Below are 11,163 nucleotides of genomic sequence, written 5' to 3' on the forward strand. Positions count from 1 at the left end.
CCTGGCCGCCCCCCCTCGCCAAGCTCGTCGGGCTGGTATGGCTGGCCGCCGGCTTCATCGTGCTGGCTGTGCGGAGGAGTCGCGGAGCGGGGAGAACCAGATCCACGGGATCGTGAGCAGCACCCCGGCCGCGCAGATCCACAGCACCGGGCGGAGCCCGAGCAGCTCGCCGAGCAGGCCGCCGGTGAGGCTGCCCAGAGCGACGACGCCCTGGATCATGAAGGTCATCGTGGCGTTGACCCGGCCGCGCAGGTCGGCGGGGGCCTCGCGGAGGACGACGGCGCCGAAGCAGATGGAGAAGGCCACGATGGCCATGCCGGTGACCAGCGTGCTGGCGGACATGAGGAGGAACTTCGCCCACGTCGGACCGGAGGCGAGCGCCGCGGCCACGAAGTCGATCGGGAAGAGCAGCACCGAGAGGACCAGCAGCCGGTTCTCGCCGTACCGCCGGGCCAGGCGCGGGGTGAGCGCGGCGCCGAGCAGGCCGCCCACGCCGGCGAAGGCGGTGAGCGCGCCGACCAGTCCGGCGGGCAGACCGAGCACGTTGAGCGAGTAGATCACGAACAGCGCGATGAAGGCGGGGCCGAAGAAGTTGATCGTCATTCCGCAGCCGGCGAGCGCGCGGAGCGTCGGGTGCCCGGCCACGCTGCGCAGGCCCTCGCGGATCTCGGTCCACATGCCGCGCGGGGGAGCGGGAGTGTGGACCTCGGGCGCCTTGATCGCCCGGATCAGGAACGCGGAGGCCAGGAACGACACCGCGTTGACCACGATCGCGAACGGCGCCGTGATCAGCTGGACGAGGAGTCCGGCGAGCCCGGGGCCGCCGACGCTCGCCAGGGAGTAGGCCGACTGGAAGCCGGCGAGCGCCTCGGTCCGCTGGCTGTCGTGCACCACCGCGACCATGTGCGGGAAGTTCACCGCGCGGAAGATCACCATGCAGGTGCCGACGGTGAACGCCACCGCGATCAGCCACGGCACGGTCAGCAGCCCGGCGATCCAGGCCAGCGGGATCGTGGCCATGGCGAGGGCCGAGACCACCTCGCAGCCGATCATGACCGGCCGGTGCCGCCTCAGCCGGTCGGCGACCGCGCCCGCCTGCAGCCCGATCAGGAGGTAGGGCAGCGAGGTCGCGGCGGCGAGCATGCCCATCTGGGCGGGGGAGGCGCCGAGCAGGGTGGCGGCGGTCAGCGGCACGGCCAGCCGGGAGACCTCGGTGCCGGTCTCGGAGACGGCGCGGGCGGACAGCAGCAGCCGGTAGTCACGCTGTCTGCGCAGGGGGAGGGGCTGGAACACGGGGATCACGCTGCTTTCTGAAAGAAACGCTTCACAACTATGAAGATAATCCTTCATAGTTGTGAAGGCAATCCTTCAGATCTGAAATGGGTACGGTTTGCACATGACCGAGGCACGTAGGCCGCTCACCGATCCCATGGCGATGCGCGCGCTCGCGCATCCCGCGCGGCTCGCCATCCTGAACCGGCTCCAGACCGAGGGGCCCGCCACCGCGACAGACGTGGCCGAGGTCGTCGGCGTCACGCCGAGCGCGGCGAGTTACCACCTGCGCATGCTCGCCAAGTACGGCTTCGCCGAGGACGCTCCGGCGCGCGGCGACGGCAGGGAACGCCTCTGGCGGGCCGCTCCCGGCGGGGGGGTGACCGTCAGCCCCGAGCCGGACGACCGGCCCGAGGTCCGGGCCGCGAAGGACCTGCTGATCAAGGCCGTGCGCGACCAGGCGGCCGCCGAGGTGACCCGGGCCCTGGGCAACTTCGACCGCGAGTCTCCCGAGTGGCGGGAGGCCTCGGTGTTCAGCCGGGCCCTCCTGCTGGTGGACGCCGAGGAGCTCAAGCGACTCAACGAGCAGATCGACGAGCTGATCGCCCCCTACCGGATCACCACCCGGGAGCGGGATCGGGCCCCGGTCGGCGCGCGGATCTCCGAAGCCCAGATCAGCCTCTTCCCGCGCGCTGAGCGGAGGCCGCACGGGCTGCCCCGGGAGTGACCGGGCGCGGCGGCCGGTGCCGCGGATCCCCGCCGAAAACGATCGGGAACGATAGGCCGGCCTTGACGTGCTGAGGTCAGGGTGAGGCCCGTCTACGGGTACACTTTTCGATGGCCTGCTACTCGTGGGCCGACTTCGCATGCCCCGTCAAGAGCCGTCCCCTCGGTCCGGGTGAGAGCCTGGCTGGAGCCGGTTCGGGGCATCAGGGCGACAGCCGCAGGCTGTCGCGTCAACCGAGATCAGCGCCCCGGCGGGCGCTCCGACCTGGAGGACAATCACATGTCCACCCCCGTCGTCACCATGCGACAGCTGCTCGAGAGCGGCGTTCACTTCGGTCACCAGACCCGTCGCTGGAACCCGAAGATGAAGCGCTTCATCTTCACCGAGCGCAACGGCATCTACATCATCGACCTGCAGAAGTCGCTGGCCTTCATCGACCGGGCCTACGACTTCGTCAAGGAGACCGTCGCGCACGGCGGCACGATCATGTTCATCGGCACGAAGAAGCAGGCCCAGGAGGCCATCGCCGAGCAGGCGGCCCGTGTCGGCATGCCGTATGTCAACCAGCGCTGGCTGGGTGGCATGCTCACCAACTTCTCCACCGTGCACAAGAGGCTTCAGCGTCTGAAGGAGCTCGAGGAGCTCGACTTCGACAACGTCGCCGCGTCGGGGCTCACCAAGAAGGAGCTCCTCATGCGCCGCCGTGAGAAGGAGAAGCTGGAGCGCACCCTCGGCGGTATCCGCGACATGTCCCGCGTCCCCAGCGCGGTGTGGGTCGTCGACACCAAGAAGGAGCACATCGGGATCAGCGAGGCCCGCAAGCTCAACATCCCGGTCGTCGCGATCCTCGACACCAACTGCGACCCGGACGAGGTCGACTACCCGATCCCGGGTAACGACGACGCCATCCGCGCCGTCGGCCTGCTGACCCGCGTCGTCGCCGACGCCGTCGCCGCCGGCCTCATGGCCCGCGCCGGCGCCAACCGCGGCGACGACAAGCCGGCCGTCGCCGGTGGCGCCGAGCCGCTGGCCGAGTGGGAGCAGGAGCTCCTCGCCGGCGCCGAGGCCGCTCCGGCCGCCGAGGCTCCGGCCGCTGAGGCTCCGGCCGCTGAGGCTCCGGCCGCTGAGGCTCCGGCCGAGGCCGCCCCGGTCGCCGAGAACGACGCCGAGGCCGAGACCGCCGAGGCCGAGGGCGCCGAGAAGCAGGCCTAGGCCCTTCCCGTACGGCCCAGCCGTACGGACCCGCAAGGCTCTTCCGGGTGGGTGCGCTCAGTCGAGGCACCCACCCGATCCACCCAGCCACCTGATCTCATGCCGACTTCTGAGATCAGTGATGATCCCCACGAGGAAAAGACAATGGCTTCCGTGAACATGGCCGACGTCAAGCGGCTTCGTGAGCTGACCGCCGCCGGCATGATGGACTGCAAGAAGGCTCTTGAGGAGTCCGAGGGCGACTTCGACCGCGCCGTCGAGCTCCTGCGCCTCAAGGGCGCCAAGGACGTGGGCAAGCGTGAGGCCCGCACCGCCTCCAACGGCCTGGTCGCCCTGAAGCAGGCCGGCGACTCCGCCGCCGCGCTGCTGGAGCTCAACTGCGAGACCGACTTCGTCGCCAAGGGTGAGCGCTTCCAGGAGCTCGCCGCCCAGGTCGTCGAGCACATCCTGGCCACCAAGCCGGCTGACGTGCCCGCCCTGCTGGAGTCCGAGCTCGACGGTAAGTCCGTCAAGGAGCACCTCGACGAGGCCAACGCCGCGCTCGGCGAGAAGATCGAGATCCGCCGCTTCGCGGTGCTCGAGGGTGGCTTCATCGGCTCCTACATGCACAAGACCGACCCGCAGCTCCCGCCGGCGGTCGGCGTTCTCGTGCAGCTCGACACCGCCAACGCCCAGGTCGCCAAGGACATCGCGCAGCACGCCGCCGCGATGGCTCCGAAGTACCTCGACGCCGACGCCGTCCCCGCCGACGTCATCGAGAAGGAGCGCGCGCTCTTCGAGGAGATGACCCGCGAGGAGGGCAAGCCCGAGGCCGCCATCGGCAAGATCGTCGACGGCCGCATCAACGGCTGGTACAAGGACTTCACCCTGCTGGAGCAGGCCTTCGTGAAGGACAACAAGAAGTCCATCGCGAAGTTCGCCGACGAGAACGGCGTCAAGGTCCAGGCCTTCGTCCGCTTCAAGGTCGGCCAGGCTTAGTCTTAACTCAGCTTCTCTCAGCAGCAGAGCACTAAACGAGGAGGCCGCCGCCGTGTCGGAGAACTCAGAACCCGCTACGTCGGCGGTTTCGTCGTATCCGGGCCCGCTCCGTTGGAAGCGGGTCATGTTGAAGCTGTCGGGCGAGGCGTTCGCCGGCAGAGAGCCGCAGGGCATCGACCCCGCTGTCGTCGGCCACCTGGCCGACTCGATCGCCGAGGCCGTCCGCAAGGGCGTGCAGGTCGCGGTCGTGGTCGGCGGTGGCAACATGTTCCGTGGCGCCGCCCTGTCCGCCGGCGGCATGGACCGCGCCAGGGCCGACTACATGGGCATGCTCGGCACCGTGATCAACTGCCTGGCCCTCCAGGACTTCCTGGAGAAGCGGGGCATCGAGACCCGCGTTCAGACGGCCATCACCATGCAGCAGGTCGCCGAGCCCTTCCTGCCCCGCCGCGCCATCCGCCACCTGGAGAAGGGGCGCGTGGTCATCTTCGGGGCCGGGCTCGGCTCGCCGTTCTTCTCCACCGACACCTGCGCCGCGCAGCGCGCGCTGGAGATCGGTGCCGAGGCGCTGCTCAAGGGCACTCAGGTGGACGGCGTCTACGACGACGACCCCCGGAAGAACCCCGACGCCGTCCGGTTCGACCACCTCGAATATGGTGAGGTGCTGACCCGCGGCCTCGGCGTCATGGATGCCACCGCCATCAGCCTGTGCATGGACAACGGCCTGCCCATCGTGGTCTTCGACCTCATGGGCGAGGGCAACATCCTCCGGGCGGTGCACGGTGAGAAGATCGGCACGCTGGTGAGTCCGGCAGGGAAATAGGGAGCGAGCCTGACGTAGCGAGTGGAGTGGTACGCGACGGAGGAGCGTCCCGCGAAGCGAGTGAGGCAGGTGAGTGACCCGAAGATGGGGAGCGAGCCTGACGTAGCGAGTGGAGTGGTACGCGACGGAGGAGCGTCCCGCGAAGCGAGTGAGCAAATGGTGAGTGACCGAGAAGACAGGGAGCCGCTGTGATCGACGATACCCTCCTCGAAGCCGAGGAAAAGATGGACAAGGCAGTGTCGGTGGCGAAGGACGACTTCGCCGGTATCCGCACGGGCCGTGTCACCCCGTCGATGTTCAACAAGATCAGCGCTGAGTACTACGGGACGCCCACGCCCATTCAGCAGCTGGCCTCGTTCCACGTCCCCGAGGCTCGCATGGTCATCATCCAGCCCTTCGACAAGGGCTCGATGGCCGCGATCGAGAAGGCGATCCGCAACTCCGATCTCGGTGTGAACCCCGGTAACGACGGCCAGGTCATCCGTGTGGCCTTCCCCGAGCTGTCGGAGGAGCGCCGCAAGGAATACATCAAGGTCGCCCGGAACAAGGCGGAGCAGTCCAGGGTCTCCATCCGCAACATCCGCCGCAGTGCCAAGGATGTCCTCGACAAGCTGGTCAAGGACAGCGAGGCCGGCGAGGACGAGGTGCGTCGCGCCGAGAAGGAGCTCGACGACCTCACCCAGAAGCACGTTGCCAAGATCGACGAGCTGCTCAAGCACAAGGAAGCCGAGCTGCTCGAAGTCTGAGCCCCTCATCCTTGTCTCGCGCGGAGGTCCGCGCGGGACAAGGATTTTGTGTATGAGAGTAGGACCCCCTTGGAATCTGCGGCGGGCGGCAGCCGTACCGGCCGGAATCTTCCCGTCGCGATCGCGGTGGGAGCCGGTCTGGGAGCTGTGGCCATCGGCTCCCTCTACTTCGTCGAGGAGCTCTTCCTGGCCGTGGTGATCGCGGCGGTGGGCGTCGGTGTGACCGAACTGGTCAAGTCGTTCGCCGCCAGGGACATCACCGTCCCGTTGGTCCCGGTCCTGGCCGGGATGGCCGCCATGATCGGCGGCGCCTACTGGGGCGGGCCCGCGTGGCTGGTCGGCGTCTTCGCGATGACCGTGCTCGTGCTGATGATGTGGCGGATGTTCCAGGGCACCGAGGGCTACGTCCGCGACATCACCGCGACCATCCTGGTGACGGTCTATCCGTCGCTGCTCGCCGGATTCGTGGCGCTGCTGCTCGCGCATCCGCTCGACGGCCCCGACCGGGTGGTCGTCTTCATCGCCACCACGGTCGCGAGTGACATAGGCGGATATTTCGCAGGAATTTCCTTCGGCAAGCACAAGATGTCCCCGCTGATCAGCCCGAAGAAGACCTGGGAGGGCTTCGCCGGGTCGGCGCTGGCGTGCATGGCCGTGGGCGGCTGGCTGGTGGCGTGGCTGCTGGACGGCGCCGTCTGGAAGGGCGTGCTGATCGGCGCCGTCGTGGTGGTCTTCGCCACGCTCGGCGACCTGGTCGAGTCGGTGATCAAGCGAGACCTCGGCGTCAAGGACATGGGCACCCTGCTGCCCGGCCACGGCGGTCTGATGGACCGGCTCGACTCCCTCGTCGCCGCGCTGATCCCGGTCTGGGCGCTGCTCTCCCTGCTCGTCTGACGCTTTCCGGAGCCCGTCGGTCATCCCGCCCGGATGAGCCGGTCGGCCGACAGCCGGGGGAGCAGCGCCCGGTGGCCGTGCTCGGCGACCAGGCGCAGCTCGTCGGCGGTGATCGGGACCAGCCAGAGCCACTGCACGGCGTCCCCGCCGAAGGTGAAGCCCGACAGGTCCGGCAGACCCGGCAGCCCGGCCAGCATGACGACGCCGCTGTAGGCGGAGCCGAGCGGGAACGTCTCCGGCCGGTGATACCACTTCGCGGTGTGGCCGTGGCCCAGCCAGGTGACCGAGTGCCACGGATACTGGCCCAGCCACAGGAACAGCCGGGCGGCGTCCCGCGCGTCGCCGGAGGTGGCGACGGCGAGCTCCACCCGGGCGTAGGCGTCCGGGCGGTCGATGTACTGCTCCACGGTGGGCATCCGCTGGCAGCTCATCCCCACCGTGGACAGGACCGTGTGCTCCCGCCCGGGCTCCGGCGGCCGTTCGGTGATGCCGACCGTGGGCAGCCGGTCGCCCCCGGCGTCCCAGAACCGGCCCGCGCTCCCCACGGCCCGGTCCAGATGGCCCATCACGAACTGTTGGAAGGAGGCCCAGGCGCCGTCGCTGCCCCGCCAGTCCCAGTAGGCGCGGGCCTTGGCCAGCCGGAGGTCGAGGCTCTCGCGGGCCTCCTCCAGCGACCAGGCGAGCGGTGATTCGCCCACCGCGTCACGGGAGTAGCCCGGCACGCCCCTGCCCGTGTCCGCCCAGCCAGGAATGACGGCGAGCAGTCCGTCGTTCTCGTACAGGGCGACGCCGTCGCCCTCCTCGAACCACAGCGGTCGCAGCGTGCCCAGCGGGGGCCTGCCGCCGGGGTGCCGGGTGTTCGCCCGGGGCGCCGTCGGAGGCAGTCCGGAGTTCAGGCGGTCCAGGTCGATCACCGCCGGAGCCGGGCCGTGGTTGGCCAGCCATACCGCTCCGTGCACAATGCCTCCGGCCCCGCACAGGTAAGCTACCGAGGAAGTCTCGTCGCGTTCGACCACCAGGGTGCGGCTCCCATAGGGGTTGATGTCGGTGAGCACGACCTCGACGCCGTCTCCCCGCTCGCCTGAGGGGCGGATTGTCGCCATACCTCCGGACTCTAGATCAGAGTCGACTACCGCTTCGAGTAACCGTTGAGAGAAGGCGTTGGACTTGTCGACTGTCAGCCCGTCCGGGACCCCCGCACCCGGCCAGCTCACCTTCGTGGCGCCTCGCAGGGCGAAGCCCGCGCGTCACCTGGCCGACCTGACCATGGCCGAGCGACGGACGGCCGTCGCCGAGCTGGGTGAGAAACCCTTCCGCGCCGACCAGCTCTCCCGGCACTACTTCGACAAGTTCAACGGCGATCCCGAGCTCATGACGGACCTGCCGGCCACGGCCAGGGAGAAGATCGCCACCGCGCTGTTCCCCAAGCTGCTGACCTCGGTCCGGGAGATGACGACCGACGGCGGCACCACCCGTAAGACACTGTGGCGGCTGTTCGACGGCGCGCTGGTCGAGTCGGTCCTCATGCGTTACACCGACCGCACCACCATGTGCGTGTCCTCCCAGGCGGGCTGCGGCATGAACTGCCCGTTCTGCGCCACCGGCCAGGCCGGTCTGACCCGTAACATGACCACCGCCGAGATCGTCGAGCAGGTCGTCGCCGGTGCGCGGGCCCTGGCCGCCGGCGAGGTCCCCGGCGGTCCCGGCCGGGTCAGCAACGTGGTCTTCATGGGCATGGGCGAGCCGCTGGCCAACTACAAGGCCGTGATCGGCGCCGTGCGCCGGCTGGTCGAGCCCTCGCCCTCCGGCCTGGGCATCTCCGCCCGGGGCGTCACGGTCTCCACCGTCGGCCTGGTCCCCGCGATCGGCAAGCTCGCCGCCGAGGGCCTGCCGGTGACGCTGGCGCTGTCCCTGCACGCGCCCGACGACGAGCTCCGCGACACCCTGGTGCCGATCAACACCCGCTGGAAGGTCGCCGAGGTCCTCGACGCGGCCTGGGACTACGCGGCCAAGACCAAGCGCCGCGTCTCCATCGAGTATGCCCTGATCAAGGACATCAACGACCAGGAATGGCGGGCCGACCTGCTCGGCAAGCTCATCAAGAACAAGCTGGTGCACGTCAACCTGATCCCGCTCAACCCGACCCCGGGCTCGAAGTGGACCGCCTCCCGCCCCGAGGACGAGCGGGCCTTCGTCCGCCGCCTGGAGTTCCACGGCGTCCCGGTGACCGTCCGCGACACCCGGGGCCGCGAGATCGACGGCGCCTGCGGCCAGCTCGCCGCCGCCGAGTAGCCCGCGGTCCGGGCGCTCAGGGACGGGTACGGCGCAGCCGTACGTAGACGGTCATGCCCGCCACCGACCAGAACAGCGCCGCGGCGGCGAGCGCGAGCAGGGCCCCGCTGAGCGTGCCGGTGTTCGCCGCGCGCATCCACGGCATGATCGGCACCGTGAAACGGCCCGCCGGGGTGAGGCTGACCAGCAGCAGGATGAGATAGCCGCCGAACAGGGCCAGCATCGAGACGGCGGGGGAGGGCAGGATCGGCCTGCTGGTCAGCGCGCCCAGCGCCGTCCCGACGCTCAGGCCGAGCAGGTGCAGCACGGCGCCCTGGGCCAGGTCGACCGGCGCCGGCGTGGCGGCGAAGCCGATGACCAGCGGGACCGCGACCGCCGTCGCCGCCATCGCGAGGTTGACGGTGAGGGCGGCGAGCAGCCCGGCGCCGACCTCCCGGCCGGGCCGGCCGGCCGCCGTCATCGAGATCAGCCGCTGCGTCGCCGGCTCGGTGTCGAGCAGCCCCCGGGCGGCCCAGGCGAAGACGAGGATGAGCAGCCCGGCCGAGTCGGCGTAGGAGGACAGCTCCTTGCCCGGCGGGACCGTCGAGGAGTAGAAGACGCCCAGCATCGCCAGCAGTCCGATGATCGGCTGGAACAGCCGGTGCGACCGGGCGTAGGCGGCCAGCTTGAAACGGACGAGGGGCGTCATCGGCGTCTCCCGGGCAGGTGCTGGACGCCGGCGCGTCGGAGCGGGGTCACTGGTGTCTCCCGGGCATGCGGCGGGCGCCGGAGGGCTGCGGGGAAGGCGCCCGGCCGGGAGACGGCGCCGCCGCTCGGAGAGGGTTCCCCGGCCGTCACTGGAGGCGCCTGGTGGTGTAGCCGTCGGCGCGGAGCTTCTGCTCGATCTCCTCGGCCTCGGCGGCGTCCACGAGCACCTCGATGACCGCCTGCCGTGGCCGGTCCCCGGCCTGGGCGGTGATCGCGCCGGCGGCGACCAGCCAGTGGTCGGCGCCGGGGAAGTCCTGGAGCTGGTTCTGGTGGTCGCTGACCACGACCGTCCCGCCGGCGGCGGCGACCTCGCCGATGATCACAGGGAGCTCGGTGCGGGTCTGCTCGTCCAGCCCGGCGAAGGGTTCGTCCAGGATCAGCAGGCCGGGCGGGACCAGCAGCGACTGGATCAGCCCGATCTTCTGCGCGCTGCCCTTGGACAGGTCACCGAGCGGCTGGGACAGCAGGTGGGTGGCGTTCAACCGGTCGGCCAGCTCCTCGGCGGAGGCGGCGGAGACGCCCCGGATCCTGGCGATGTGGGTCAGGTAGGCGGTGACGGTGAACGGCTGGTCCACGGGGAAGACGTCGGGGGCGTAGCCGACGACACGGGGCCGGTCGGTGATCGAGCCCCGGGACGGAGGGATGATCCCGGCGAGAAGGCGCAGCAGCGTGGACTTGCCGGCGCCGTTGCGCCCGGTGACCTCGATGACGGAGCCCGGGCGGAGCGTGAGCTCGACGTCCCGCAGGATCCAGGGGGCACGGCGTGAATATCGGAAGGACACCTCGGAAAGGCGCATAGGCGGTCACCTTACCGCGATCACTCGCTTTACCAGCCGTGTCCGATCAGAATGATGGACATCGCAGACGGGACGGGAGGGATCCGGGGTTGAACCGTTTTCCACGGGTGCTGGGGGTGCGTGCCGGATATGACCCCGACCAGGTGGATGCCCTGATCCGCCGGATCGAGGGCACCCTCGGCAGGGGCTCCCTGGACGGCGAGCCGATCACCGCCGATGAGATCCGCGACGCGCGCTTCCGCACGAAGCTCGGCGGCTACAACGAGATGGCCGTGGACTTCGCGCTGGAGGCGTTCATCGTGGCGGTCGAGACCCGGTCCGCCGGGAACGGCGGGCCGGTGCCCACCCGCCCGCGCCCGGCCCCGCAGCCGCCGCCCCCGTCCGCCGTCGAGGCTCCCCTGTCCGCCGCCGAGGACCCGCGGCCCGGCGCCGCCCTGTCCGCGGACGTTCCCGCGTCCGCCGGCGCTCCTCCGTCCGCCGGAGGTCTCTCGCCCGTCGGCGCTCCCTCGCCCGTCGGTGCTTCTCCGATCGCCGGTGCTCCTCCGTCCGCGGGTGGTCTCTCGCCCGTCGGCGCTCCCTCGCCCGTCGGCGCTCCCTCGCCCGTCGGTGCTTCTCCGATCGCCGGTGCTCCTCCGTCCGCGGGTGGTCTCTCGCCCGTCGGCGCTCCCTCGCCCG

At 70.2% G+C, this 11,163-nt stretch carries 12 protein-coding genes; 8 read left to right on the forward strand and 4 right to left on the reverse strand.

Annotated features, from left to right (window positions below):
• Positions 1–54 precede the first annotated feature (54 nt).
• On the reverse strand, positions 55–1,293 hold the full coding sequence (locus ACZ6R6_RS19415; protein WP_470095099.1) for an MFS transporter: 1,239 nt from the start codon (positions 1,291–1,293) through the stop codon (positions 55–57).
• Positions 1,294–1,396: 103 nt separating this feature from the next.
• Between ACZ6R6_RS19415 and ACZ6R6_RS19420 the strand changes: the two genes are divergently transcribed.
• From ACZ6R6_RS19420 to ACZ6R6_RS19445, 6 genes are all read left to right on the forward strand, one after another.
• Complete coding sequence (locus ACZ6R6_RS19420) at positions 1,397–1,999, forward strand: ArsR/SmtB family transcription factor (RefSeq protein ID WP_470095101.1); 603 nt, start codon at positions 1,397–1,399, stop codon at positions 1,997–1,999.
• 279 nt (positions 2,000–2,278) lie between these two features.
• Positions 2,279–3,211 carry a 30S ribosomal protein S2 gene (rpsB, locus tag ACZ6R6_RS19425; protein ID WP_470095103.1) on the forward strand — a complete coding sequence of 311 codons (933 nt, stop codon included), beginning with the start codon at positions 2,279–2,281 and terminating at the stop codon, positions 3,209–3,211.
• A 144-nt stretch (positions 3,212–3,355) separates the two neighbouring features.
• Positions 3,356–4,189, forward strand: a complete 834-nt coding sequence (tsf, locus tag ACZ6R6_RS19430) for a translation elongation factor Ts (protein WP_470095105.1) — start codon at positions 3,356–3,358, stop codon at positions 4,187–4,189.
• Positions 4,190–4,313: 124 nt separating this feature from the next.
• The gene (gene pyrH / locus ACZ6R6_RS19435) at positions 4,314–5,012 is read left to right on the forward strand and encodes a UMP kinase (RefSeq protein WP_306856623.1); all 699 of its coding nucleotides are present in this window, start codon (positions 4,314–4,316) and stop codon (positions 5,010–5,012) included.
• Between the two features lie 188 nt (positions 5,013–5,200).
• Positions 5,201–5,758, forward strand: a complete 558-nt coding sequence (gene frr / locus ACZ6R6_RS19440; protein WP_306856624.1) for a ribosome recycling factor — start codon at positions 5,201–5,203, stop codon at positions 5,756–5,758.
• Between the two features lie 69 nt (positions 5,759–5,827).
• Positions 5,828–6,652 (forward strand): phosphatidate cytidylyltransferase, encoded by an 825-nt coding sequence (locus tag ACZ6R6_RS19445; RefSeq protein WP_470095107.1) that lies wholly within the window; start codon positions 5,828–5,830, stop codon positions 6,650–6,652.
• Between the two features lie 20 nt (positions 6,653–6,672).
• Here ACZ6R6_RS19445 and ACZ6R6_RS19450 read toward each other — a convergent pair whose 3' ends face one another.
• Positions 6,673–7,755: a suppressor of fused domain protein gene (locus ACZ6R6_RS19450; RefSeq protein ID WP_470095109.1), complete on the reverse strand. Its 1,083-nt coding sequence runs from the start codon at positions 7,753–7,755 to the stop codon at positions 6,673–6,675.
• A gap of 64 nt (positions 7,756–7,819) precedes the next feature.
• Here ACZ6R6_RS19450 and rlmN point away from each other — a divergent pair, with 64 nt between their 5' ends.
• Positions 7,820–8,944 carry a dual-specificity RNA methyltransferase RlmN gene (gene rlmN, locus ACZ6R6_RS19455; RefSeq protein WP_306856627.1) on the forward strand — a complete coding sequence of 375 codons (1,125 nt, stop codon included), beginning with the start codon at positions 7,820–7,822 and terminating at the stop codon, positions 8,942–8,944.
• Positions 8,945–8,960: 16 nt separating this feature from the next.
• Here the strand turns inward: rlmN and ACZ6R6_RS19460 are convergent, their stop codons facing one another.
• The gene (locus ACZ6R6_RS19460; RefSeq protein ID WP_470095111.1) at positions 8,961–9,632 is read right to left on the reverse strand and encodes a hypothetical protein; all 672 of its coding nucleotides are present in this window, start codon (positions 9,630–9,632) and stop codon (positions 8,961–8,963) included.
• A gap of 145 nt (positions 9,633–9,777) precedes the next feature.
• A complete protein-coding gene (locus tag ACZ6R6_RS19465; protein ID WP_470095113.1) occupies positions 9,778–10,488 on the reverse strand; it encodes an ABC transporter ATP-binding protein in 711 nt (236 codons plus the stop codon).
• A gap of 89 nt (positions 10,489–10,577) precedes the next feature.
• Between ACZ6R6_RS19465 and ACZ6R6_RS19470 the strand changes: the two genes are divergently transcribed.
• On the forward strand, positions 10,578–11,163 hold a 586-nt coding region (locus tag ACZ6R6_RS19470), incomplete at its 3' end, for a DivIVA domain-containing protein (RefSeq protein WP_470095115.1).

It is taken from the genome of Streptosporangium sp. NPDC048886 (genome assembly GCF_055586905.1).